General features: G+C 69.3%; 22 protein-coding genes, 1 tRNA gene and 1 other RNA gene. 17 read left to right on the forward strand and 7 right to left on the reverse strand.

Annotated features, from left to right (window positions below; all coding sequences use genetic code 11):
- Position 1: 1 nt before the first annotated feature.
- From arsA to ACX1D1_RS04880, 5 genes are all read left to right on the forward strand, one after another.
- Positions 2-1,753 carry an arsenical pump-driving ATPase gene (arsA, locus tag ACX1D1_RS04860; protein ID WP_459056156.1) on the forward strand — a complete coding sequence of 584 codons (1,752 nt, stop codon included), beginning with the start codon at positions 2-4 and terminating at the stop codon, positions 1,751-1,753.
- Positions 1,754-1,820: 67 nt separating this feature from the next.
- On the forward strand, positions 1,821-2,222 hold the full coding sequence (locus tag ACX1D1_RS04865) for a YlbF family regulator (RefSeq protein WP_182782073.1): 402 nt from the start codon (positions 1,821-1,823) through the stop codon (positions 2,220-2,222).
- A 15-nt stretch (positions 2,223-2,237) separates the two neighbouring features.
- Complete coding sequence (locus ACX1D1_RS04870; protein ID WP_182799174.1) at positions 2,238-2,609, forward strand: YlbF family regulator; 372 nt, start codon at positions 2,238-2,240, stop codon at positions 2,607-2,609.
- A gap of 283 nt (positions 2,610-2,892) precedes the next feature.
- A complete protein-coding gene (locus tag ACX1D1_RS04875; RefSeq protein WP_182782075.1) occupies positions 2,893-3,438 on the forward strand; it encodes an arsenate-mycothiol transferase ArsC in 546 nt (181 codons plus the stop codon).
- Positions 3,435-3,776 carry an ArsR/SmtB family transcription factor gene (locus tag ACX1D1_RS04880; RefSeq protein ID WP_182782076.1) on the forward strand — a complete coding sequence of 114 codons (342 nt, stop codon included), beginning with the start codon at positions 3,435-3,437 and terminating at the stop codon, positions 3,774-3,776. Before ACX1D1_RS04875 ends, ACX1D1_RS04880 begins: the two co-directional genes overlap by 4 nt.
- Positions 3,777-4,181: 405 nt before the next feature.
- On the opposite strand, the gene ACX1D1_RS04885 is transcribed toward ACX1D1_RS04880, so the two are convergent.
- The 5 genes from ACX1D1_RS04885 to ACX1D1_RS04905 all read right to left on the reverse strand — a co-directional run bounded on the left by ACX1D1_RS04885 (position 4,182) and on the right by ACX1D1_RS04905 (position 7,722).
- Positions 4,182-4,337 carry a hypothetical protein gene (locus ACX1D1_RS04885; protein ID WP_459056157.1) on the reverse strand — a complete coding sequence of 52 codons (156 nt, stop codon included), beginning with the start codon at positions 4,335-4,337 and terminating at the stop codon, positions 4,182-4,184.
- An 84-nt stretch (positions 4,338-4,421) separates the two neighbouring features.
- On the reverse strand, positions 4,422-4,661 hold the full coding sequence (locus ACX1D1_RS04890; RefSeq protein WP_182799173.1) for a helix-turn-helix domain-containing protein: 240 nt from the start codon (positions 4,659-4,661) through the stop codon (positions 4,422-4,424).
- 513 nt (positions 4,662-5,174) lie between these two features.
- A tRNA-Ser gene (locus ACX1D1_RS04895) sits at positions 5,175-5,262 on the reverse strand.
- 55 nt (positions 5,263-5,317) lie between these two features.
- The gene (locus ACX1D1_RS04900) at positions 5,318-6,667 is read right to left on the reverse strand and encodes a Na+/H+ antiporter family protein (protein WP_182782078.1); all 1,350 of its coding nucleotides are present in this window, start codon (positions 6,665-6,667) and stop codon (positions 5,318-5,320) included.
- Between the two features lie 74 nt (positions 6,668-6,741).
- Positions 6,742-7,722, reverse strand: a complete 981-nt coding sequence (locus tag ACX1D1_RS04905) for an asparaginase (protein WP_459056158.1) — start codon at positions 7,720-7,722, stop codon at positions 6,742-6,744.
- Between the two features lie 84 nt (positions 7,723-7,806).
- Here ACX1D1_RS04905 and ffs point away from each other — a divergent pair.
- The 4 genes from ffs (at position 7,807) to recR (ending at position 11,122) form a co-directional block, all read left to right on the forward strand.
- An RNA gene (gene ffs, locus ACX1D1_RS04910) (signal recognition particle sRNA small type) lies at positions 7,807-7,903 on the forward strand.
- A gap of 34 nt (positions 7,904-7,937) precedes the next feature.
- The gene (locus tag ACX1D1_RS04915) at positions 7,938-10,094 is read left to right on the forward strand and encodes a DNA polymerase III subunit gamma and tau (protein WP_459056159.1); all 2,157 of its coding nucleotides are present in this window, start codon (positions 7,938-7,940) and stop codon (positions 10,092-10,094) included.
- Positions 10,095-10,133: 39 nt separating this feature from the next.
- Entirely contained in the window at positions 10,134-10,457 is a 324-nt protein-coding gene (locus tag ACX1D1_RS04920; RefSeq protein WP_182782080.1) for a YbaB/EbfC family nucleoid-associated protein, read from the forward strand.
- An 8-nt stretch (positions 10,458-10,465) separates the two neighbouring features.
- Positions 10,466-11,122, forward strand: a complete 657-nt coding sequence (gene recR / locus ACX1D1_RS04925) for a recombination mediator RecR (protein WP_182782081.1) — start codon at positions 10,466-10,468, stop codon at positions 11,120-11,122.
- Between the two features lie 62 nt (positions 11,123-11,184).
- On the opposite strand, the gene pdxR is transcribed toward recR, so the two are convergent.
- Positions 11,185-12,582: a MocR-like pyridoxine biosynthesis transcription factor PdxR gene (pdxR, locus tag ACX1D1_RS04930; protein WP_182799169.1), complete on the reverse strand. Its 1,398-nt coding sequence runs from the start codon at positions 12,580-12,582 to the stop codon at positions 11,185-11,187.
- A gap of 82 nt (positions 12,583-12,664) precedes the next feature.
- Between pdxR and pdxS the strand changes: the two genes are divergently transcribed.
- The 8 genes from pdxS (at position 12,665) to maeA (ending at position 22,894) form a co-directional block, all read left to right on the forward strand.
- The gene (gene pdxS, locus ACX1D1_RS04935; RefSeq protein WP_182799168.1) at positions 12,665-13,564 is read left to right on the forward strand and encodes a pyridoxal 5'-phosphate synthase lyase subunit PdxS; all 900 of its coding nucleotides are present in this window, start codon (positions 12,665-12,667) and stop codon (positions 13,562-13,564) included.
- The gene (gene pdxT / locus ACX1D1_RS04940; protein ID WP_459056160.1) at positions 13,561-14,214 is read left to right on the forward strand and encodes a pyridoxal 5'-phosphate synthase glutaminase subunit PdxT; all 654 of its coding nucleotides are present in this window, start codon (positions 13,561-13,563) and stop codon (positions 14,212-14,214) included. The genes pdxS and pdxT overlap by 4 nt, the downstream gene beginning before the upstream one ends.
- Before the next feature lie 201 nt (positions 14,215-14,415).
- On the forward strand, positions 14,416-16,458 hold the full coding sequence (locus ACX1D1_RS04945) for a PhoX family protein (RefSeq protein ID WP_459056161.1): 2,043 nt from the start codon (positions 14,416-14,418) through the stop codon (positions 16,456-16,458).
- A gap of 250 nt (positions 16,459-16,708) precedes the next feature.
- The gene (locus ACX1D1_RS04950; protein WP_182782085.1) at positions 16,709-17,635 is read left to right on the forward strand and encodes an ABC transporter ATP-binding protein; all 927 of its coding nucleotides are present in this window, start codon (positions 16,709-16,711) and stop codon (positions 17,633-17,635) included.
- Positions 17,632-18,474 carry an ABC transporter permease gene (locus ACX1D1_RS04955; RefSeq protein ID WP_459056162.1) on the forward strand — a complete coding sequence of 281 codons (843 nt, stop codon included), beginning with the start codon at positions 17,632-17,634 and terminating at the stop codon, positions 18,472-18,474. Before ACX1D1_RS04950 ends, ACX1D1_RS04955 begins: the two co-directional genes overlap by 4 nt.
- Positions 18,471-19,292, forward strand: a complete 822-nt coding sequence (locus ACX1D1_RS04960) for an ABC transporter permease (RefSeq protein ID WP_459056163.1) — start codon at positions 18,471-18,473, stop codon at positions 19,290-19,292. Before ACX1D1_RS04955 ends, ACX1D1_RS04960 begins: the two co-directional genes overlap by 4 nt.
- A 76-nt stretch (positions 19,293-19,368) precedes the next feature.
- Positions 19,369-21,108: a SulP family inorganic anion transporter gene (locus tag ACX1D1_RS04965; RefSeq protein WP_459056164.1), complete on the forward strand. Its 1,740-nt coding sequence runs from the start codon at positions 19,369-19,371 to the stop codon at positions 21,106-21,108.
- Positions 21,109-21,154: 46 nt separating this feature from the next.
- On the forward strand, positions 21,155-22,894 hold the full coding sequence (gene maeA, locus ACX1D1_RS04970; protein WP_459056165.1) for an NAD-dependent malic enzyme: 1,740 nt from the start codon (positions 21,155-21,157) through the stop codon (positions 22,892-22,894).
- On the opposite strand, the gene ACX1D1_RS04975 is transcribed toward maeA, so the two are convergent.
- Positions 22,877-23,677 (reverse strand): HAD-IIA family hydrolase, encoded by an 801-nt coding sequence (locus ACX1D1_RS04975; protein ID WP_459056166.1) that lies wholly within the window; start codon positions 23,675-23,677, stop codon positions 22,877-22,879. The genes maeA and ACX1D1_RS04975 overlap by 18 nt on opposite strands.
- Positions 23,678-23,691: the final 14 nt, after the last annotated feature.

Below are 23,691 nucleotides of genomic sequence, written 5' to 3' on the forward strand. Positions count from 1 at the left end.
CATGAAATTCCTCAGCAGTCCCACGCGCTTCCTCTTCTTCACCGGCAAGGGCGGCGTGGGCAAGACCTCGATCGCGTGCGCCTCGGCGGTGCAGCTCGCCGAAGCCGGACGTCGCGTGCTTCTGGTGAGCACCGACCCGGCGTCCAACGTCGGTCAGGTTTTCGGCCAGACGATCGGCAACACCATCACGGCAGTGACGTCGGTCCCCGGCCTGGACGCCCTGGAGATCGACCCCGAACAGGCCGCCGCCGACTACCGTGAGCGAATCATCGGCCCCGTTCGAGCCTTCCTGCCCGCACGTGAGATCGCCGAGATGACCGAACAGCTGTCCGGATCATGCACCACCGAGATCGCATCGTTCAACGAGTTCACCGGACTGCTGTCCGACCCGACGCTGGTCGCCGACTACGACCACGTCCTGTTCGACACCGCCCCCACCGGTCACACCATCCGGCTCCTGAAGCTGCCCGGCGACTGGACCGGCTTCCTCGACACAGGCAAGGGTGACGCCTCCTGCCTGGGCCCCCTGTCCGGACTGGAGAAGCAACGCACCCTCTACGGCGGAGCGGTGACGGCACTGGCCGATCCTTCGGTCACCCGCCTGGTGCTGGTCGCCAGGGCGCAGGCCTCCAGCCTTGCCGAGCTCGCCCGGACCGCCGAGGAACTGAGCGAGACCGGCATCAAGCCCAGCAACGTGGTGATCAACGGGGTGCTCCCCGATACCGCTGGAGCCGACGACAGCCTGGTCGTCGCCATCCGGGAACGGGAGCAGGCCGCCGTCGCCGACATGCCGGCCTCGTTGGCGGGGGTCCCTCGCGATGTCATCGAACTCAAGCCCGACAACATGGTCGGCCTCGCCGCGCTCCGGTCATTGTTCGACGGCTCAACGACGCTTCCGATGGACTCAGTCAGCTACTTGCGTGAGGACATCGCCCCCTCGTTGAACGACATGGTCGACGACCTTGCCGCCCCCGGGCATGGGCTCATCATGTGCATGGGCAAGGGCGGCGTCGGGAAGACCACCATCGCCGCGGCGGTCGCCACCCGCCTCGCCGAGTTGGGCCACGAGGTCCACCTCACCACCACCGATCCTGCCGGGCACCTGGCACACACCATGGGGGAAGGTGACGCGCTACCCACCCTCACCATGTCGCAGGTCAATCCCGCTCAGGCAGTCCAGGAGTACCGCGATCACGTCATGGCCACCAAGGGCAAAGACCTTGATGAGGCTGGCCGGGCCCTCTTGGCCGAGGACCTGCTGTCCCCCTGCACCGAGGAGGTCGCGGTCTTCAAGCAGTTCTCCCGACTGGTCAACCAAGCGCGTCGCACGTTCGTCGTGATGGACACCGCGCCCACCGGCCACACCCTGCTGCTCATGGACGCCGCCAGCTCCTATCACCGCGAGATCGCCCGCAACATGCCCGAAGGCGCCCACTACGCCACCCCCATGATGCGACTCCAGGACCCCGACTACACCAGGATCCTGCTCGTCACGCTGCCGGAGACCACGCCCGTCCTCGAGGCGGGCATCCTCGAGGACGACCTGAAGCGGGCCGGCGTCCAGCCCTGGGCCTGGGTGATCAACCAGTCGCTTGCCGCCGCCACCACCACATCACCCCTGCTCCGTCACCGGGCAATCCAGGAACAAGGACCTGTCGACTCCGTACGGGCCCGCGCCAAGCGGCTCGCCATCGTCCCCCTGCTGCACGAGGAACCCATCGGACCCAAGCGGCTCGCCCGCCTGGCCTCCTAGGAAACCACGGCGCACGGCCCAGTCTTCGACCGCATCACACCTACCCACCACGAGGAGCCCTGACCACATGCTGAATCCAACCCTCCAGGCGCCGGCTGACGCCGAAGCCGAGGTGCACGCCGCCGCTAGAGCGTTCGGTGCGGCGCTGAAGTCCAGCAACGAGTTCACCGCCCTGCTGGCCGCCGACGAGGCCGTCTCCACCGACGCCGAGGCGAACGCCGCAATTGCCGCGTTCGAACAACTCCAGCAGGAGTTTCGGGCGGAGATCACGGTGGGAGTCCTGACCGACGCCCACCGCGCGGACCTGGAGCGCAGCCAGGAAGCGATGCTCAGCGTCCCGACGGTTGCCGCCTACGCGGCGGCCATGTCAGCGTTCCAGGATGTGTGTCGCGACACGGCATCCGTCGTGACCGCTGAGGTCGGCATCGACTTTGCCGCCAACAGCCGCTCCGGCGGCTGCTGCGGCTGACAGGAGAAGACAATCATGCTGACCCCCGATCTCCACGACGCTGCCCTGACGTTCGGCCGCGCACTCCGCCAAGCCCCCGCCGTAGCCGCCTACCGGGCCGCAACCGACGCCTTGGCCGACGACCTTGAGGCGCAACAGACCATGATGGCCCTCCGTGGCCCGCAGGCCAGTCTCGTACGGACGCAACAGGCCGGACTGCCACCGAGCCAGGAACAGGTCAACCAGCTGCGCCGCAGCCAGGAGAAGGTCCGGGCCAACGAGGTCATCATGAACCACCTGCGGGCCACCAACGCCGTCAAGGCCTACCTGCCCACGGTGGCTCGTGAGGTGAGTGGTGCACTCGGCGCGGACTACCCGAGCCTGATCGCACCAGCCTCCGGCTGCTGAACTCGCCAACCGCTGCCCTCGTGGTTCACGAACGGCCATGTCGTCGAGGGCGAGGAGCGGCGCCGCAAGGGTGTCCACGCCAACGCGGCGATGTGGACGGACCCGACCCTGAAGAACACCTGCCTGATCGGCCCCTGTGGGGGGAAGCGTCAGCTTCTACGACACCAGCGTGACACTGAAGCCGGCCTAGAAGGCTGTCCCAGGGCTGCGGGCATTCTTTGGTCGGTTGCGAATGGGGGTATGGTTCGTATCGATAGCCGTCGATGTGCAAGGGGAGGACCTGATGGATCTCGCGGCCGCTGACACCTCGGTGAAGCCTTCCCCCATTGAGCGGGCTAGGCCTACCGTCCTCTTCGTGTGCGTCCACAACGCCGGCAAATCGCAGATCGCCGCCGCAATCATGCGGCAGGGCGCAGGTGAGCGCGTCAACGTCAGATCAGCAGGAACTGCACCGGACGCGCAGGTGCACGACCTGTCCGCGTCTGCGGTCGCGGAACTCGGCGCGGACATGTCCGACCAGGTTCCGACCCGGCTCGAACCAGAGATGCTGACCGACGCAGACCGCATCATCGTGCTTGGAAGCGAGGCCCGTGTGGAGGCCGTCGAGGGCATGCGCGCAACGATCGACACCTGGGTCATCCCGGACCCCGCAGATCAGGGTATCGAGGGGCTAGATCGCGTCCGGCTGATGCGAGACGACATCGCGGAGCGGGTCCACGACCTCCTTGATGAGATGGGCATGACCGGAGGGAACCCGCTCCAGGGCCAGGTGGCGAACTCCTCCAGCCGCAACGAACCAGCACGCAGTACGAGAAAGCTCTCGACATGATCCGTACCCTGCCCCTCCTCGAGTGCGCTCCCGCCAGCAATGACGCACTCATGTCGGCTACCGACGCGGAGCGGCTGGCCGCCGTGCTCAAAGTGCTCGCAGATCCAGTCAGGCTCAGGTTGCTCCGATTGGTTGCAGACTCCCCAGATACCACGGCCTGCGCCTGCCACCTGCCCGACGCACTCGGCATCTCTCAGCCAACCCTGTCCCACCACCTCAAGAAGCTGGTCGAATCCGGACTTCTCGAACGAGACCAGCGTGGCCGCTGGGTGCACTACCAACTCCGCGCAGGAGCGCTCGGGCCTGTAGCGGAGTTCGTGTCGAGCTGCGAGCAATGAGCAAGCCCGCCGTCTCCAGTCACCTTCTTGGCCCGAATGGGAGCCGACGGGTGGCTTGATCGATCAGGAAGGGCTGATCAGCGGCAGGGAAGCTGACGCAAACCATCGGCCCGGCAATTTCGGGAGGCGTCCCTCCTGATGGGCGAGGACTCGGCGGCGGCTCGGGCCGGCCAGCCGGTCGGGTCCGGATACTGCCGACCTGTTCGCATGCTCGGGCACGGGGAGTTAGATGTTTCATGAGCCCCACGGCTGCTGATCCTCTGCGCGGACTCCCCGCGCGGCCTCATCCTGTCCGTCGCGAGCGTGTTCATGGCATCCGCACATCTGATGACTGTCGCCCCCGCAGCGACGCGAGAGCCCCCGCCTGCGGCAGCCAGGGTTCATGCCTCGGCAGCCGGGGCAGGATCACTGGTCCTGCTTCTCCTGAAGCAGGCTGAGCCTCTCGAGATACCCCTCGCGCGGCATGTAGCCATCGGCGAGACTGTCAGCCAGCACCGATTCGGTCGGTTGTTGGCGCTTGAGCGTCCCCGTGCCTGGGCCCGACAGAGGAACGGGCGACACGGCCCCGACTCCTGAGGACGAACAGGAAGACGGTGATGGCTATCAGGATGCGCGGGTCAGACCCTCGCAGTTGTCGGGGGGCTCTCAGGATGCGTGGGCCCTGACGAGGGCATCTCCGACGGGGATGGGCCGGAACAAGCGATCGAGGTCTTCAACACGCACCCTGATCAGCCGCACTCCAAACCGGGCTGCTGGCAGACGGCCAGCGGAGATACGACGACGTAGAGTGTCAACACTTACTCCGTAGTAGAGAGCAGCCTGTTGAAGGGATAGCCACTCGGCGCTGGGATACTTGCTGGCTTCGGGATGCGTAGCGACGGCCATTACGACAACTCCTTTGATGGCAGGGCGCGAGATTCGGTGGTGCCCCCCTCGCCGTGTTCTCTTGCTAGTAAGAACCCGGCCCGGAGCTGGACACAGCGTGAGCAACGGCGCCCTACTCCGGGCCTTGGTGCCCACTCGGTGCCCAAGCAGGCCACCGAGGCGCGAGGCGGAGGACCATCACCAGGCACCAACCGGACATGTGTCGACAGCTGACCCCGCCTCCCGTGGGAGCTGCCTGACCGGAGACGTCCGTCCACGCAAGCACCATCCTGACCACCGACCTGTCAACGATGCCCGGCGCGCCCAGGCATGTAGCGCTGTGCGGCCGCAGGGTCCTGGCGCCTGAATGCGGGACTCCCCTGTCCATCGCACCCAGGAAAATGATACGAGTGCCCCCACGAAGCGCACGCACTCCCAAAAAACTCGGGGCACATTCGGGGCACGAATCGCGTCTGGCACCCCGCTGTGCCCCAGAAATGGCGATTCCCGCCCTAGTCAGAGCGGGAATCGTGGTGGCGGAGGATACGAGATTCGAACTCGTGAGGGCGTTAACCCAACCCGCTTTCCAAGCGAGCGCCATAGGCCTCTAGGCGAATCCTCCACGCGAGACCCTACCGGAGGCGACGACGGCGACTCAAGTCGGACCGGGTGAAGGGTCACAGCACCATCGCCGCGACCCACCCAGCGGCCAGCAGTGGCAGGTTGAAGTGCAGGAAAGTGGGGATGACGGTATCTCGGATGTGGTCGTGCTGCCCGTCGGCATTCAGGCCCGCGGTGGGTCCGAGCGTCGAGTCCGAGGCGGGCGAACCGGCGTCGCCCAGGGCGCCTGCGGTGCCGATGATGGCCACGGTCGCCACGGGCGAGAATCCGAGCGAGACGCACAGCGGCACGTAGATCGCCGCGATGATCGGCAGCGTCGAGAACGAGCTGCCGATGCCCATCGTCACGAGCAGGCCCACCAGCAGCATGACGAAGGCCGCCATGCCCCGGTTGTCCCCGAAGATCGCTGCTGACCCCTCGACCAGCGGGGCGATCTGCTCGGTCGCGCGCATCACGGACGCGAATCCCTGGGCCGCGATCATGATGAGCCCGATGAGCGCCATCATGCGCATGCCGCCGGTGAAGACCTCGTCGGCGTCCTGCCACTTCACAGCGCCGGTGATGATGAACAGGCACAGGCCGAGCAGCGCGCCCACCAGCAGCGGATCGGCAGCGGATCCAGCGAGCGTCAGCCAGGTCTGGATCCCGAACGAGACCACGATGGCAGCCAGGGCGATGACGATGCGGAACGGCTTGATCTCGGTGGGCGCGTCGTGGTCGACGACGGCGTCCCGGTCGTAGTCGCGGGGGCGCCGGTAGGTGACGAACACGGCCACCAGGAGGCCGATCACCATGCCGAGTGCGGGGATGCCCATCGCGGACATGACGTTGACGTCGCTCACGTCCAGTCCGGAGGAGATGATGTTGCCGTAGAGGATGTCGCTCAGGAAGATCTTCCCGAAGCCGATCGGCAGGAACATGTAGGTGGTGACGAGGCCGAACGTCAGCACGCTCGCCACGGCGCGGCGGTCCAGTTGCAGGCGGTTCATCACGATCAGCAGCGGCGGGATGAGCAGCGGGATGAACGCGATGTGGACCGGGATGAGGTTCTGGCTCATGATCGCCATGGCCAGGGTTCCGGTCAGGAGGCCCGCGGTGGTCCAGCGGGTGACCTTCTGGGACGTCGTGAGGTCGTCCGAATCGAGCTTGCGGATCAGCCAGTTGGCGAGCAGTTGCGGCAGCCCCGAGTGGGCCACCGCCATCGCGAAAGCACCGAGCAGCGCGTAGCTCAGCGCGATCTTCGCGCCGCCTGCCAGGCCGTCCTGGAACGCCACCATGGTTGCCTCCAGGCCGAGGCCGGCGGCGAGGCCGCCGATCAGGGCGCCGAGAAACAGCGCCAGGACCACGTGCACGCGTGCCACCGACAGCACCAGCATCACGACAACGGACAGCACAACGGCGTTCATACAGACCTCTGGGGGAGACGGCGGGGCGGGCGCAGACTATCGGACCGCCCCGCGACATTCGACGGCGGGACCCGTCAGCCGAGACCGGCGCGCAACGCGGCGTCGAGGCCCGGATCGACGGTTATCCGGCCCACGGGCCGGCCGTGGCCGAGCACGGGCTCCGGCTGCAGCTCCCGCAGCGTTGCCGTGTCGTGGCCCAGCGCTGCCAGCACGGCCACGAGTGCTGCGACGGCTGCCCTGTGGTGCCCGTCGCCCGCCTTCACCGCGACACCCGTGCCGTCCGCCAGACCCGCCGCGAAGCAGCCCTCCGCGCCCACTTTCGTCACCAGGCCCGGCACCTCGCGGTGGAGGACCAGCTCGTCGCGCCGCGTCCCCGACGCGTACTCGGGGTGGGTGCGGAAGGCCTCGGCCACCCGCAGCTCAGGCCCTGAGCGCGCACTCGCGAGTCGCCCGAACGCCCGCGACAGTCCAGCCAGGCTGAGGGGGAACGCCGGCGTGCCGCAGCCGTCGACCACCGGAACCCCGACGGGGTCGTCGGCCAGCTCGGAGATGGTGTCGCGGCAGGCGCGCTGCAGAGGATGGTCGGCCTCAAGGTAGGACTCGATGCTCCAGCCGGCCCGCACGCAGGTCCGCAGCATGCCGGCGTGCTTCCCGGAGCAGTTGTGCGCCAGCGGCTCCCTCCCGTTCCCGCCCGCCAGCCAGTCGGCCTGCGCGACGGCGTCCGACGGTACCCCGGGTGTGGTCTGCAGGTCCGCCGGCGAGAGGCCGGCGCCGTCGAGGATGCGGCGGACTCCGTCGAGGTGGAACGGCTCGCCCGAGTGCGAGGCGCCGACGAGGGCGAGCTCCGCGCCTTCGACGTCGAGCCCGTGGCGGAGCATCGCGACGGCCTGGAGCGGCTTGAGGGACGAGCGGGGCAGGAGGGGGATTGACGCGTCGCCGGCCGCGAAGCGGAGCGCCCCGCCTGGAGCGGTGACGACGACCGATCCGTGATGCAGGCACTCGACGTACCCACCCCTCCACACCTGCGCGATCACCGGATCCTGACTGCTCACCATGGCCGCCAGACTAGGGCAGCACCCCGCCTCCAGCGTGAGGCCTCATCGGCTCCCGGGAGCCTCAGGGGATGGGGTAGAGTTGACGGAGGTTCCTCGCGCGGCGGTATCTCGCCCAACCCCCCCAGGGTCGGAAGGCAGCAAGGGTAAGTGAGCTCTGCTGGGTGCGCGAGGGACCCCTTTCTTTGCCGCTGGAATTGTCGGGCCTCTGGAATAGGGTGGGTCGCGTGGACGACTACGACGAGGACGAGTACGCCCCCATCGCCGACGAGGGGGTCGCGGCAGCTGATCTGCCCGGCTTCGAGCCGATGGACGGCCCCGGCCTGTTCGATGACCTGGAGCCTGAGGCCACCGTCGATGCGCCCGCGCTGCACGTGCCGCCGTCGAAGCTGAGCGCCGGCCCCCGCCGCGAGTCTCCCGCGTCACCCCTGGCCCTCTACCGTCGCTACCGGCCGGACGCCTTCTCGGAGGTGATCGGTCAGGACCACGTGACCGTGCCCCTGCAGCGGGCGCTGGCCAGCAACCGGGTCAACCACGCCTACCTGTTCTCCGGGCCGCGCGGCTGCGGCAAGACCACCTCGGCCCGCATCCTGGCGCGCTGCCTCAACTGTGAGCAGGGCCCCACGGACACGCCGTGCGGCACGTGTGACTCCTGCAAGGACCTGGCGCGAGGCGGGCCGGGCTCCATCGACGTGATCGAGATCGACGCCGCCTCCCACGGTGGCGTGGACGACGCCAGAGACCTGAGGGAGCGCGCCTACTTCGCCCCCGTCGCCAGCCGCTACAAGATCTACATCATCGACGAGGCCCACATGGTCACCACGCAGGGCTTCAACGCCCTGCTCAAGCTCGTCGAGGAGCCGCCCCCGCACACCAAGTTCATCTTCGCCACCACGGAGCCCGAGAAGGTCATCGGCACCATCCGTTCGCGCACGCACCACTACCCCTTCCGGCTGGTGCCTCCGCGGATGCTGGTGGACTACCTGGCGGACATCTGCCAGAGCGAGGGTGTCGCGGTGGATCAGGCCGCCATCCCGCTGGTGGTGCGCGCCGGAGGCGGATCGGTGCGCGATTCCCTCTCTGTGCTGGATCAGCTGCTCGGCGGCTCAGGCGAGGAGGGCGTCAGCTACACGCAGGCCGCCGCCCTCCTCGGCTACACCCCGGACGCGCTGCTGGACGAGATCATGGACGCCTTCGCGGCGGGGGATTCGGCCGGCGTGTTCCGGACGGTGGACAAGGTGATCGAGGTGGGGCAGGATCCGCGCCGGTTCGCCGAAGACCTGTTGCGCCGCCTTCGTGACCTGATCATCCTCGCCGCCGTGCCGGAGGCCGCCACCAACGGACTGCTGGATGTGGCCGCGGATCAGGCGCAGCGCCTCCAGACCCAGGTGGCGGGCCTGGGGGCCGGCGAGCTCACCAGGGCCGCCGAGGTGATCGCCACCGGCCTCACGGACATGCGAGGCACCACCGCGCCGCGGCTCCACCTGGAGCTGATGTGCGCCCGGGTGCTGCTGCCCGGCGCGGACGCGGACGAGCGCGGGCTGCACGCGCGGATGGACCGGCTCGAGAGGCGGGTCGGCATGATGGGCGACGGCGAGTCGGCCGCGAAGGTCGCGGATTGGGAGGACGTCAGGGAACCCACCCAACGCATCGAGACGCCCCGCGCCGCGGCCAGGTCGCCTCGGCCCACCCCTAGCCCCACTCCCGAGGCCGCGCCCGAACCTGCGCCGCCGTCGGCGCCGGCTGAGCGCAGGCCCGCGGGCGAGCCGCCGCGTCAGCGTTCCGCCGGGTCGCCGCCCGCCCAGGCCTCGGCAGCCAACCCCGGAGAGGCCCCTGCGCGGACGCCAGAGCCCACCCGGCCGCAGGCGCCGTCGGCCACCCCGGCCCAGCGGGCCGGCCTGAACGCTGCTGAGCTGCGCCGGGTCTGGCCCAACGTGCTGGAGGAGGTCAAGCGTCGCCGCCGCTTCACGTTCATGCTGCTCAGCCAGCACGCCCAGGTGCTGGACGTGACCGACGGCGTGTTGCACCTCGGGTTCACCCAGAGCGGACCCAAGGACAACTTCAGCAGTGGCGGAAGCCAGGACGTGCTGGCGGACGCGCTCATCCAGGTGATCGGCGTGGAGCTGCGGATCCAGGCCGTCATGGTCTCCGGCGAGGACGCCCCGTCGCAGCCCGTCCAGCGCCCCTCCGGCGCGCCGGTGGCGCCCACAGCCCCGCCCGAGCCGGCACCCGTCGTCGCCCCGCCGGATCCGAGCCCGGAGCCGGAGGTCTCCACAGACGACGAGGTGCTGGACTCGGCCCACAACGCGGAGGAGCTGCTGAGCAACGCCTTCGGCGCCGAGGTCATCTCGGTGCGCGATCTCAACGAGCCGTGAACCTAAGCTTTCCCCAACCCACCCAGGAGTAGACGAACCATGTTTGGTGACTTCGACATCAATGCCCTGATGCAGCAGGCCCAGCAGCTGCAGGAAGACCTTGCGCGCGCCCAGGCCGAGCTCGCCGAGAAGACCTTCACCGCTTCGGCTGGCGGGGGCGTGGTGACCGTCGCCCTCACCGGCGCCGGAGACATCGAGAGGCTCGACATCACGCCCGAGGCGTGGGACCCGGAGGACCCGGAGACGCTGTCAGCCCTCATCATCGCGGCGTTCCGTGCAGCCAAGTCCGAAGCGGACGCAGCCACCGCGGCGGCCATGCCGGACCTGCCGTCGATGCCGCCCATGCCCGGCCTCGGGGGCTGACCGCCGCCGTGTACGAAGGGCCCATTCAGGACCTCATCGACGAGCTGAGCCGGCTGCCGGGCATCGGCCCGCGGGGGGCGCAGCGCATCGCCTTCTATCTCCTCGACGCCCCGGAGGAGGAGGTCTACCTGCTCGCGGACACCCTGCGGCGCGTGAAGGAGTCCTCCCGATTCTGCGAGGTCTGCTTCAACATCTCGCAGGAGGAGCGCTGCCGCGTCTGCCGGGATCCCCGCCGCGACCGCAGCCAGCTGTGCGTCGTCGAGGAGTCCAAGGACGTCGTGGCCATCGAACGCACCAACGAGTTCCGCGGCCTCTACCACGTCCTCGGCGGCTCGATCTCGCCCATCGACGGCCGCGGCCCGGCGGACCTGCACACACGCGAGCTGTTCCAGCGCCTCGCCGACGGTGTGGTCAGCGAGGTGATCATCGCCACGGACCCGGACACGCAGGGGGAGGCCACCGCGTCCTACCTGAGCCGCATGCTCCGAGACTTCGGTGTGCGCGTCACCAGGCCGGCCAGCGGTCTGCCGGTCGGCGGTGACCTCGAGTACGCGGACCAGGTGACGCTCGGGCGGGCCTTCGAGGGTCGGCGCTCGATGTTCGGACCGGAGGATTATCCGGCGCAGCCCGCCGTCGTGACGGCGTCGGGTGAGGCTCCCGCTTAGGTTCGCCGGCTACCCCTGTCGCTTGGCCACGATGGCCGGTGACCAGGGGGTGCGGTTCCAGATCATCCAGACGTGAGGTCTGCGCCCGGCGCGCCCACCGCGTCGGCCAGGACGGCCACGGCCCGGCGGACGTCGCCCGGCTCGTGGCCCCCGTAGCTGAGCAGGAGCCCGGTGAGCCCTGGGTTCCCGGCCCACCCGTCGGCGAGGTCCGCGATGAGGAGCCCGCGCCGGCTGCAGTCCACGCGCACCGCGGTGGCTGCCTCGGCGGACATGTGAAGGACCAGTAGGTGTCCGGTGTCGGTCACGGAATCGACGACGGGGCCGAGACGGAGGTCGTCGACGCGGCGCGTCACCTCAGCCTGGGCGGCGTCCGCCCGGCGGCGGGCCCTGGCCAGGCGCCTGCGCAGGCCGCCGGTCTGCAGGTAGCGCGCCAAGGCCCGCTGCACGATGGGCGCCACTCCGCCGCCGAGTGCGGCCCGCGCCTCCAGAAGCTCGTCCTGCCACGACGGCGGGGCCACCAGGTAGCCCGTCCCGACGTCGCGGCCGAGAACCGCGGCGAAGGTGCCGAGGTGGGCCACCACGTCGGGCGCCAGGCTCCAGAGCGGGGGCAGGGGCGGCCCAAGGTGCCGGTACTCGGAGTCGTAGTCGTCCTCCACCAGCAGGACGCCGGTGCTCATCGACCAGCCGATCAGCGCCTGCCTGCCGGTGGCGTGCAGCGCGGTGCCGGCCGGGAACTGATGGTTGGGCGTGACCAGGACCAGGTCCAGGGGCAGCGCCCGGTCCAGCGCACCCAGATCCACGCCGTCGGCGCCGACGGGTACCGGGATGACCTCCACGCCCAGCACCTCCAGCACCCGGCGCAGGCCGGGGAAGCCGGGGCTCTCTACGGCCACACGGGGCCGCACGCCCGTGCGCCGGGCCACCGCCCCCAGGAGGAGGGCGAGTCCGGAGCGGGCGCCCGCGGTGACGATGACGGCCGAGGGGTCCACCGCCATGGCACGCATGAGGCGCAGGTGCTGAGCGATGGCGTCGGTCAGCTGTGGTCCGCCCGGCGAGACCGCGGCCCGCAGGGCGGAGCGCCAGAGGGCGTCATCCAGGGGGCGGGAGGATTCGTGCCCGGACGATAAGTCGAGCGGGGGGCGGTGCGGCGACGAGGGGGTGCGCCGGGCTGGAGCCGGGGTGCGAGGGGCGGCCGAGGACAGGTTGGGGGCCACACGCACTCCTGAGCGGTCCCGGGTGACCAGGTATCCCTCGGCTGCCAGCTGGTCGTAGGCCGCGCTCACCGTACCGCGGGCCACCCCGAGGGTCTCGGCGGCGGACCGGCTGGAGGCCAGCACGTCGCCGCTCGCGAGAGCTCCCGAGGCGATCAGTCCGCGTACCCCGGCCGCGATCTGCGTCGGGAGCGGGGCGGCGCCCGGAGTGCGATCCAGTGCAAGCGTGGAGAGCGCGTCCGACTCCATGGCCCCACCCTACAACTGGCCCAACAAACTGGAAAGGGTCTGGCTCTTGTCTGGTCCAGAAACGGCGGCGAAGATCGTGCCCATGACTGCTACCGATGCACCTGTGTCCCCTCGCGCCCTCGTCAACACCGGCCTCGCCGAGATGCTGAAGGGCGGAGTGATCATGGACGTCGTCACTCCCGAGCAGGCCCGGATCGCGGAGGAGGCGGGCGCGGTCGCGGTGATGGCGCTGGAGCGGGTGCCGGCAGACATCCGCGCGCAAGGCGGCGTGGCCCGGATGAGCGACCCCGATCTCATCGACCGCATCATCGAGACGGTGTCGATCCCGGTGATGGCCAAGGCCCGAATCGGCCACTTCGTCGAGGCTCAGGTCCTGCAGGCGCTCGGTGTGGACTACATCGACGAGTCCGAGGTGCTCTCGCCCGCGGACTTCGTCAACCACATCGACAAGACCCGCTTCGACGTTCCGTTCGTGTGCGGCGCCACCAATCTGGGTGAGGCGCTGCGTCGGATCACCGAGGGCGCGTCGATGATCCGCAGCAAGGGCGAGGCCGGCACCGGCGACGTGTCCGAGGCGATGAAGCACCTGCGCACCATCAAGGGCGAGATCCGCGCCCTCGCTGCGAAATCTGAGGACGAGCTGTTCGTTGCGGCCAAGGAGCTCGCCGCCCCCTACGAGCTGGTGCGGCGCGTGGCCCGCGACGGCGCGCTCCCCGTCGTGCTGTTCGTGGCCGGCGGAATCGCCACCCCGGCCGACGCCGCGATGATGATGCAGCTCGGCGCCGACGGCGTGTTCGTGGGCTCCGGCATTTTCAAGTCCGGCAACCCCGAGCGGCGGGCCAAGGCCATCGTCGCCGCGACCGCCCACTTCGCCGATCCATCGGCGATCGCGGAGGCGTCGCGGGGTCTGGGCGAGGCCATGGTTGGCATCAACGTGGCCGACGTGCCTGCCCCGCACCGGCTGTCCGAGCGCGGCTGGTGATTGTCGGCATCCTGGCCCTCCAGGGCGCTGTTCGGGAGCACGCGGCCGTGCTGCGGCTGCTGGGTCACGACGTGAGCCCGGTTCGAACCCCCGCCGATCTCGCCGGGGTGGACGGCCTCGTGCTGCCAGGGGGCGAATCGACGGCGATCGCGAGGCTGGCCCGCCCGTCGGGCCTGCTCACGGAGATCCGGAACCGGATCGACGGCGGGCTGCCCGTGTTCGGCACCTGCGCGGGGCTGATCCTGCTCGCCGACGATGTCGCGGACCCGGCCGCGCTCGCGGGGCTTCCCACCATCGGCGGGTTGAATGTGACGGTGCGGCGCAACGCGTTCGGGGCCCAGCTCGCGTCGGGCGAGGCGGACGTTGAGCTGACCCCGGCAGCTGCGCGAGCACGGTCGAGCGTCGCGATGGGGCATGCCCGGCCCGACCCGCCGTCGGGCCCGCCCGCACGCGAAAGAGCGCCCCACCGGATGAGGGGCGTGTTCATCCGGGCACCCAGGATCGAGCGGGTGGGTGCAGGCGTCGAGGTGATGGCCACCAGGGGGGACGAGCCGGTCGCGGTCCGTCAGGGCGCCGTCGTGGCCTGTACCTTCCACCCCGAACTGGTCCCCGACCCCACTCTGCATCGCCTGTGGCTGGGTGGAGTTTGAGCAAATGGAACGGGTCGCGGCGAATGTGATCGATCAAATGGGCCGCTTCGGGGTTTGACCCGTTCCATTTGCTCAAACCCCCAGCCCGACAGGGGCGGGGTCACCGAGTGTTCACCGAACGGTCACCCGACGGTGGGGGACGTGGCCGCCGGTGTCGCGTTGGATGGTCGGGACCCACCGACCACCAAGAGGAGACCCTCCATGAAGCGCCTGCTTCCCATGCTCGGCCACACCCGCGGTAACCGCTCGCCCGTCACCTGCGAGCTCAAGTGCGGCAGCGCCTGCGCGCACCCCGCCCCGAACACCTCAGCCAACGAGTCCTTCCGCGACATCGTCAGCGGTGTGTTCTCCCGCCGCGCCGCGCTCGGCGCGGGCGCCGGAGTGACCGGCGCACTGGTGGTGGGCGGCTGGGCCCAGCCCGCTGCGGCCGACTTCGGCAACCCGCCCAAGGGCGGCGGCAAGCTCCCCTTCACCGCGATCGAGCCGACGGCGCGCACCGTCGACACCATCACCGTGCCTGAGGGCTACCGCTGGGATTCGATCATCCGTTGGGGCGACCCGCTCTTCGATGACTCGCCCGACTTCGACATCGCAAACCAGAGCGGGGCCTCCCAGGCGAAGCAGTTCGGCTACAACTGCGACTACCTCAACATCGTCTCCGACGGCCGCAACGACCGCTCCGGCTACCTCGTGACCAGCCACGAGTACACCAACGAGGACATCATGTTCCCGCCCGGGACCGACGAGCGCGACGTCGTCGACGCCGCCCTGGCCGCCCACGGACTGTCGGTGGTCGACCTGACGCGCGCCAAGCAGGGCGACGTGTGGACCTACGTCCGGGGTGGGCGGCGCAACCGTCGCATCACCGGATTCACCGAGTTCTCGGTGAGCGGCCCGGCCGCGGGCTCGGACCTCATGAAGACGGCCGACGACCCCTCCGGTACGAAGGTGATCGGCACCCTCAACAACTGCGCCGGCGGCACCACGCCGTGGGGCACGGTGCTCTCCGGCGAGGAGAACTTCAACCAGTACTTCCGCGGAACCGGCTCCACCGAGGAGGGACGCTACGGAATCCGTCCCGAGGAAACCGGCCGGAAGTGGGAACTGCAGTACGACCGGTTCGACCTCCGCAATGAGGGTTACGCGAACGAGGCCAACCGCTTCGGCTGGATCGTCGAGTTGGACCCCGAGGACCCGACTTCGACGCCCGTCAAGCACACCGCCCTCGGTCGCTTCAAGCACGAGGCCGGCACCGTCGCGATGTCGAAGGACGGCCACGCGGTTGTCTATATGGGCGACGACGAGCGCAACGACTACGTCTACAAGTTCGTCTCCTCCGCCAAGTATCGCAAGGGCGACAAGGCGCACAACATGACGTTGCTTGAGGACGGCACGCTATACGTGGCCAGGTACTCGGGCAACTCCCCGCAGTCCGAGATCACGGGTAACGGCGCGCTGCCCTCCGACGGTGCCTTCGACGGCACCGGCGAATGGATCGCGCTGGTCCGAGGCACGGAGTCGCTGGTGCCGGGCATGAGCGTCGACGAGGTGCTGGTCTGGACCCGCCTCGCGGCGGACAAGATGCGCGCCACCAAGATGGACCGTCCCGAGGACATGGAGCCCAACCCGCTCACCGGCAAGGTGTACTTGGCGCTCACCAACAACAGCAGGCGTGGCACCACGAGCACCGCCGACGAGGCCAACCCCGTCGCACCCAACCGTGACGGCCACGTCATCGAGATGACCGAGGCCTACGGCGACGCCGCAGCGGAGACCTTCAGGTGGAGCATCCTTCTCCTCTGCGGCGATCCGGCCTCCTCGACGTCGGCCTACTTCGCCGGCTTCCCGGCCGACAAGGTCTCGCCCATCAGCTGCCCGGACAACCTGGCGTTCGACTCGGAGGGCAACCTCTGGATCTCCACCGACGGCCAGCCGGGCACGCTTGAGCTCTCAGACGCCCTGCACAAGGTGACCCTCACCGGCCCAGAGCGCGGCCGGGTGCAGCAGTTCCTGGGCGTCCCTGTCGACGCCGAGACCTGCGGCCCGGTCATCCACGACAAGGACCAGTCCGTGTTCGTCGCCGTGCAGCACCCGGGCGAGGACGGCAAGTGGGGCGCCCACACGTCGTACTTCCCGGACCAGCTGCCCGCCAGCGGCCCGGTCCAGGTGGGCGACAAGGTCGCGGTGCCCCGCCCGACCATCGTCCAGGTGACCCGCACGTCGGGCAACCGCTCGCGCAAGTGACACCTCGGCAGGGGTGAGGTGCCGACCCCTGCTGGCTGAGGTATGAGGAGCGAAGCGACGAGCCTCGAGGCCTGAGGAGAGTGACCTTGTCAACTCGCGTTTCCTAGGCTTCGAGGCCGCTTCGCGGCTCCTCAGCCAGCGGGATGGCCGCGGCTCAGTCGGCGGGCGTCGCCCTGCGTCGTGTCGAAGCCTGGTGGGCCCTGCGCAGCGGCCGTGTGAATCGTCGGTGGGGTGTCGTAGTGTGTCGCGGGTGACTGAGCCAGTGATCACCGCCCGCGCGCTGACCAAGCGCTACGGCACCCTCACCGCCGTCGACGGGATCGACTTCGAGATCGCGCCGGGGGAGTCGTTCGGCTTCCTCGGGCCCAACGGCGCCGGCAAGTCCACCACCATGCGGATGATCGCCGCCACCTCCACCCGCACCGACGGCGAACTCACCGTGCTCGGCCTCGACACCAACCACCACGGACCGCAGATCCGGGCCCAGCTCGGCATCGTCCCCCAAGGAGACCTCCTCGACGAGGAGTTGCGCGTCATCGACAACCTCACCGTCTACGGCCGATACTTCGGCCTTCCCCGCGCCTACGTTAAGCAGCGGGCCGAGGAGCTGCTGGACTTCGCCCAGCTGAAAGACAAGCGCCTGGCCCGCGTCGACGGCCTCTCGGGCGGCATGAAGCGCCGCCTCACCATCGCGCGGGGGCTGATCAACAACCCGAAAATCATGCTGCTCGACGAGCCGACGACGGGCCTGGACCCGCAGGCGCGCCACGTCCTGTGGGACCGGCTGTTCCGCCTCAAAGAGGAGGGAGTGACGCTGGTGGTCACCACCCACTTCATGGACGAGGCCGAGCAGCTCTGCGACAGGCTCGTGGTGATCGACAAGGGCCGGATCGTCGCGGAGGGGAGCCCGCCGTCGCTGATCCGCCAGTACTCCACCCGCGAGGTGCTGGAGGTGCGCTTCGGGTCCGCGCGCAACGAGGAGGCCGCCCGTGTGCTGGCCGGCATCGGCGAGCGGCAGGAGGTGCTCCCGGACCGCGTCCTCATCTATGCGGACAACGGCGAGCACGCCCTTCAGGCGGTGATCGAGCGGGGGATGGAGCCGGTCACGTCTCTGGTGCGGCGATCGTCCCTGGAGGACGTGTTCCTCCGCCTCACCGGGCGGAGCCTCATCGAATGAGCGCAGACGTCACCCCCCGCGCCCCCGTCATCGACCGCGGCATGGCCGCGGACCACCGCGTCGTCGCCCAGTGGGGCTGGTGGGCCGTCGTCGAGCACCACCTCCACAGGATGCGCCGCTACCTGGGCACGCTGCTGGTCACCGGCATCGGCTCGCCGATCGTGTACCTGCTCGGGCTCGGCGCCGGCCTCGGCGCGCTCGTCGACGGCGGCGAGGGCATCGAGGGCGTGCCGTACCTCACCTTCATCGCCCCTGCACTGGTGATGTCGACGGCGATGCTCACGTCTGCGCAGGAGAACACCTACGGAGTGTTCGGCGGATTCAAGTGGTTCAACACCTTCCCCGCGATGCGGCTGACACCGATCAGCCCGGCCCAGATGGCGGTGGGCGTGCAGGTGGCGGCGCTGCTGCGGGTGCTGCCGGTGTTGGTGTTCTATCTCACGGCGCTGGTGCTGTTCGGGATCGCGGGGCCGCTGCGGGCCATGGCGCTGCTGCCGGTCGGGCTGCTCCTGTCGGTGGCCGTGGGGTTCGCGGTCATGGCGTGGGTGGCCACGCAGAAGGACGATCGGGGCCAACTGTCCTTCATCGAGCGGTTCGTCGTCGTGCCGCTCACCCTGTTCTCCGGCACCTACTTCCCTCTCGAGACGCTGCCCGGTTATCTCCAGCCCATCGGCTGGGTGTCGCCGCTGTGGCACGCGGCGGAGCTGGGCCGCTGGGCGATGTACGGGCAGCCACTGACCCTGCTGATGGCCACTGTGCACGTAGGGTTCCTCGCCCTTCTCGCGGTGGTCTGCGGATGGCTGTCCATCCGCACGTTCCGGCGGAGGCTCGACGAATGACGTCTCCGGTTCAGGCTCCCGCTCCGCGCGTGCCGGGGTTCCTCGCCGGCCTCTACGGCGGGAACACCCGCAGCGTCGTCGCCCGCGGAATGAGGGTGGTCGCCCGCAACAACTGGCTGATCATCCTGACCGGCTTCTTCGAGCCCGTGTTCTACCTGCTGTCGATGGGGCTCGGCCTCGGCGCGCTGATCGGCTCGGTCGAGTTCTATGGGCGCGACGTGCCCTACGCCGCCTACATCGCGCCCGCGCTCATGGCGGTCTCGGCCATGAACGGTGCCATCTACGACTCGACGATGAACGTCTTCTTCCGGATGCGCTACGGCAAGATCTACGACCAGATGCTCTCCACGTCTCTCGGCCCCATGGATGTTGCGCTGGGCGAGATCATCATGGCGCTGTTCCGCGGGCTGCTCTACGCGTGCGGGTTCATGGTGGTGACGACGGCGCTGGGGCTGAACCTGTCCTGGACCGCAGTGTTGGCCATTCCGGCCGCGCTGATGGTGGCGTTCGGGTTCGCGGCTGTCGGGCTGGCGGCCACCAGCTTCATGAAGTCGTTCCAGCACCTGGACATCGTCTACTTCGTCATGTTGCCGATGTTCCTGCTCTCGGCCACCTTCTTCCCCATCGACGTGTACCCGCAGTCCGTGCAGTGGGTGATCATGGCGATGCCGTTGTGGCACGCCGTGGACATGGTGCGCCAGCTCACCACCGGCCTGATCCAGCCGTCGATCTGGGGGCACCTGGCGTACTTCGCGGTGATGATCGTCCTGGGCACGACGGCGGCCACGCTGCGGCTGAAGGCGCTCTTCCTGCGCTGAGCCGGGGGCGGCGCCTGACCCCGATGAGCGGCGCCTCGTGGATCGGGCGTACCCTGACCTCTCGGAGAGGGTGAGCGTGGGCAACAGGGATTTCAGGATCGAAGCGAAACGGCTGACACCCCGGGAGAAGCTCGAACGCTACCGAACCCTCGTCGGCAGCCACCTGGTGAGCTTTGCCGGACTGTGGCCGACCCCGAAGGACTACGCCGGGCTGCGTTCCTCCTGGGGCAAGGACCTGCTTGCGGGCGTCACCGTCGGGATCGTCGCTCTTCCCCTCGCGCTCGGGTTCGGAGTCGCCTCCGGGGCAGGGGCGGCCGCCGGCCTCGTCACCGCGATCATCGCGGGCCTTGTCGCGGCGATCTTCGGGGGCAGTCACCTGCAGGTCTCAGGTCCCACCGGCGCCATGACGGTGGTGCTGCTGCCGGTCATCGCGAAGCATGGCGTCGAGACGGTGCCGCTGCTCGCCGTCTTCGCGGGCATCATCGTCGTGGCCATGGCATTGACGGCGGTGGGGCGCTCTGTCGAGTTCATCCCCCTCTCTGTGGTGGAGGGCTTCACCATCGGCATCGGCGTCATCATCGCGCTGCAACAACTCCCGCTCGTCCTGGGGACGGAGCGTGCGGAGGCGGAATCCACGCTGGTGTCCTCGTGGCTGACGCTCGCCGCTACAGACTGGTTGCTCGCCTGGCAGCCGCTGCTGGTGACGGTGGGTGTGATTGCGGTTCATCTGCTCGGGCACCGCTTCTTCCGGCGGTTGCCCCTCTCCCTGATCGCAATCGTCGTCGCGACGATCGCGGTGGAGCTGACCGGGGCCGACGTCCATCGAATCGGCGCCCTCCCCACAGGCCTGCCGATGCCGGCGCTGCCGCCTTTCAACGCGGCACTTCTCCAGGATCTGATCGCGCCCGCATTTGCAGTGGCGGCCCTGGCGGCACTCGAGTCACTGCTGTCAGCGCGCGTTGCCGATGGGATGCGCCCCGATCTCACTCCGACCAGCCCGGACCGCGAGCTCATGGGTCAGGGGCTCGCCAACGTCGCCTCGGGCTTCTTCGGCGGGCTTCCCGCCACCGGCGCCATCGCCCGCACCGCGGTGAGCGTGCGCTCCGGAGCGAGGACGCGGCTGGCGTCCGTCTCGCACGCGGTGGTGCTGCTACTGGTCATGCTGCTGCTGGCGCCGCTTGTCTCGCTGATCCCCATGGCGGCGCTGGGCGGCGTGCTGCTGGTCACCGCCGGTCGCATGATCAACCTGGGCCTCGTCCGGACCCTCACCGCCGTCACCCGGGCGGACCGCAACACGTTCTGGCTCACTCTTGGCGCCACCATCTTCCTCGACCTCGTCGCGGCTGTGCTCCTGGGCATCGGCATGGCGGCGCTGATGAGCCTGCGCCACATGGCCTCCTACTCCGTTGTCGCCCGACAGCGGCTGCCCACCAACACCCGCGAGGGCGACGTGGACCTGAGCCCCGAGCACGAGCATCTCCGCCCGAAGGTCGCGGTGTTCCGCGTGGACGGGGCCTTGTTCTACGGCAACGCGCGCCGTTTCGTCGACGAGGTCACCGCCGTCGAGGACGAGGTCAGCGCCGTGATCCTGCGATGCCACCGGATGACCATCCTCGACGCCTCCGGCGCCGACTCGATCAAGGCGGTGGTGCGGCAGTTCAAGGCGCGCGGGGTGTCGTTCGTGGTGCAGGGGATGACCGAGTCCCAGCAACGGACGTGTCGCCTGATGAACGTGTTCGACGACGATCAGCACGTGCGCGAACTCTCGGAGGCCGTGGAGTGGGCCGTGCGGAGCCTGGTAGGGGCCGACCGCTGATCCCTCCGGCTCACGGCGGGCTGTCCGCTCGCGGTAAGTTTGAGGGGTGCCTGAACAACGTCGTTACGAGGTCCTCCCCGGCAACCACGGCTCACGAGTCAAGGTGAAGGTTCGAGGCAGAGCCATCCTCAGAACGCCCCGCCTCAACCGGGGCACCGCCTTCACCCCGGAGGAGCGCCGGAACCTCGGCCTGGTCGGCCTCCTGCCGACCGGTGTCACACCCATCGACGCACAGGTCCACCGCGCCTACGAGCAGTTCCTGGAGGCGCGGCTGCCGATGGCGAAATTCCGCCGCCTCGCCGCTCTCAAGGACCGCAACACGGTGCTGTTCTACCGGCTGCTCAGCGAACACCTCGACGAGATGATGCCCATCGTCTACACCCCCACCATCGGCGACGCCATCGAGCAGTTCAGCCGGCAGTTCACCCGCCTCGATGGGGTGTTCCTGTCCATCGACTCACCTGAGGACATCGAGGAATCGCTGCGCGCCAGCGGCCGCACCGCCGACGACATCGACATCGTGGTGGTGACCGACTCAGAGGGGATCCTGGGCATCGGTGACCAGGGCGTGGGCGGGATCCTCATCTGCCACGGCAAGATGAGCCTCTACACGGCGGCGGCCGGCGTGGACCCGGACCGGATGATCGCCGTCGGGCTGGATGTGGGCACCGACAACCTGGGCCTGCTCAACGACGACCTGTATCCGGGGCTGCGGCACGCCCGGGTGCGCGGTGAGCGCTACGACGAGTTCGTGGAGGCCTTCGTCGCCGCGGCCCAGCGCGTGTTCCCGCGGGCGATGATCCATTGGGAGGACTTCGGCGCGGCCAACGCCCACCGCATCCTCACCCGGTACCGCGACGAGGTGTGCACCTTCAACGACGACGTGCAGGGCACCGCCGCCGTCGTGGGGGCCGCCGCGCTGGCGGCCGTCCGGGCCAAGGGGGAGCGGCTGAGCGATCAGCGCATCGTCATCCACGGGGCGGGCACCGCCGGCGTGGGGATCGCGGACCTCATGCGCGACATGATGGCGGGCGAGGGCCTCGACGACGACGCGGCCCACCAACGCTTCTGGTGTCTGAACAGCCGCGGCCTCATCACGGACTCGTCGGCGGGCGTGCGTGACTTCCAGCGCCCCTACGCACGGGCCGCGGCGGAGGTGGCGGACTGGGACCTGGATCGGCGAGGCGCGGTGTCGCTGACCGACGTGGTGCGCAACGTGCACCCCACCCTCCTCATCGGCACCTCCGGCCAGCCGGGCTCGTTCACCGAGCACATGGTGCGCGACATGGCCGCCCATGTGCACCAGCCCATCATCATGCCGCTGTCCAACCCCACGGCGCTGGCGGAGGCCACCCCGGCGGATCTGCTCGAGTGGACCGAGGGCAGGGCCCTGCTCGCCACGGGTTCCCCGTTCGACCCGGTGCTGCGCGACGACGTCGAGTACAGCATCGCCCAGGCCAACAACGCCCTGGTCTTCCCGGGGTTGGGCCTGGGGGTGGCCGTCTGCGGCGCCACCCGGGTCACCGACCGGATGATCGCGGCGGCGGCGCAGGCGGTCGCCTCGATGGTGGGGATCCGGGGCGCGGGGGCCCCGCTGCTGCCGAGGATCAGCGACCTTCGCCGCGTGTCGGCCACCGTCGCGATCGCCGTGGCGAAGGCGGCCGCGGACGACGGCGTGGCCGCGATCGAGCTGGAGAATCCGGTCCAGGACGTGTTCGAGCGGATGTGGCAGCCGGTCTACCCGGAGCTCGTGCTGGATGCCGAGGAGTCAGCCGACGGGGAGTAGCTGGTCGATCCGCTCCACGATGTAAGTGGGCCGCTGGTCCTCCGGCAGCGCCGCGACATCCTCCAGCGTCGATTCCCCGGTGAGCACCAGGGCCGACGCCATGCCGGCGTCGACGGCCATCTGGATGTCGGTGTGGAGCCGGTCGCCCACCATCAGACACCGCGACACGTCCAGCCCCAGCCCACCCAGCGCCGCCTCCAGCATCACCGGCGACGGCTTGCCCAGGCTGGCGCTGCACGTGACACCCGTGCACGCCTCGATCGCGGCGGTGATGGCCGCGCAGTCCGGCTCGCCGCGACCCCCGGGGAACGGGCAGAACCGGTCCGGGTTGGTCTGGATGAGGATGGCGCGCTTGTGGAACCACAGCGCGTCGAAGGCGATCTGCAGCTTGCGGTAGTCGAAGGTGCGGTCGTACGACGCGACGATGACGTCGATCTCGGCGGGATCCTCGGTCAGGCGGAACCCGGCCTCTCGGAGTGCGCGCCTGAGCGGCTCCTCGCCCACGACGAACAGAGCCGCGTCGGGGTGATGGTCGAGGAGCCAGCGGGTGGTGGTGACGACGGTGTTGGCGATGTCCTCCAGGGCCGTCGGCAGGCCGAGGCCCTCCAGCTTGGTCTGGTACTGCGCTGGGTCCTTGGTGGGGTTGTTCGACAGGAACTTCACCACTTTTCCCTTGGCGCGCAGCCCCTCGATCAGCCGCTTGGCGCCCGGCAGCAGCTCGTCGCCGAGGTAGATGGTGCCGTCGAGGTCGAAGACGTAGGCGTCGTACCGGTCCATGCTCATGGTGCTCCTTGAGG

It is taken from the genome of Tessaracoccus luoxuelianae, from assembly GCF_054483915.1.

What these genes read in the sequence shown, in the direction of transcription:
- arsA (WP_459056156.1), top strand. Translation starts at nt 2, where the DNA reads ATGAAATTCCTCAGCAGTCCCACGCGCTTCCTCTTCTTCACCGGCAAG.
- ACX1D1_RS04865 (WP_182782073.1), top strand. Translation starts at nt 1,821, where the DNA reads ATGCTGAATCCAACCCTCCAGGCGCCGGCTGACGCCGAAGCCGAGGTG.
- ACX1D1_RS04870 (WP_182799174.1), top strand. Translation starts at nt 2,238, where the DNA reads ATGCTGACCCCCGATCTCCACGACGCTGCCCTGACGTTCGGCCGCGCA.
- ACX1D1_RS04875 (WP_182782075.1), top strand. Translation starts at nt 2,893, where the DNA reads ATGGATCTCGCGGCCGCTGACACCTCGGTGAAGCCTTCCCCCATTGAG.
- ACX1D1_RS04880 (WP_182782076.1), top strand. Translation starts at nt 3,435, where the DNA reads ATGATCCGTACCCTGCCCCTCCTCGAGTGCGCTCCCGCCAGCAATGAC.
- ACX1D1_RS04890 (WP_182799173.1), bottom strand. Translation starts at nt 4,661, where the DNA reads ATGGCCGTCGCTACGCATCCCGAAGCCAGCAAGTATCCCAGCGCCGAG.
- ACX1D1_RS04900 (WP_182782078.1), bottom strand. Translation starts at nt 6,667, where the DNA reads ATGAACGCCGTTGTGCTGTCCGTTGTCGTGATGCTGGTGCTGTCGGTG.
- ACX1D1_RS04905 (WP_459056158.1), bottom strand. Translation starts at nt 7,722, where the DNA reads ATGGTGAGCAGTCAGGATCCGGTGATCGCGCAGGTGTGGAGGGGTGGG.
- ACX1D1_RS04920 (WP_182782080.1), top strand. Translation starts at nt 10,134, where the DNA reads ATGTTTGGTGACTTCGACATCAATGCCCTGATGCAGCAGGCCCAGCAG.
- pdxR (WP_182799169.1), bottom strand. Translation starts at nt 12,582, where the DNA reads ATGGAGTCGGACGCGCTCTCCACGCTTGCACTGGATCGCACTCCGGGC.
- pdxS (WP_182799168.1), top strand. Translation starts at nt 12,665, where the DNA reads ATGACTGCTACCGATGCACCTGTGTCCCCTCGCGCCCTCGTCAACACC.
- ACX1D1_RS04945 (WP_459056161.1), top strand. Translation starts at nt 14,416, where the DNA reads ATGAAGCGCCTGCTTCCCATGCTCGGCCACACCCGCGGTAACCGCTCG.
- ACX1D1_RS04955 (WP_459056162.1), top strand. Translation starts at nt 17,632, where the DNA reads ATGAGCGCAGACGTCACCCCCCGCGCCCCCGTCATCGACCGCGGCATG.
- ACX1D1_RS04960 (WP_459056163.1), top strand. Translation starts at nt 18,471, where the DNA reads ATGACGTCTCCGGTTCAGGCTCCCGCTCCGCGCGTGCCGGGGTTCCTC.
- ACX1D1_RS04975 (WP_459056166.1), bottom strand. Translation starts at nt 23,677, where the DNA reads ATGAGCATGGACCGGTACGACGCCTACGTCTTCGACCTCGACGGCACC.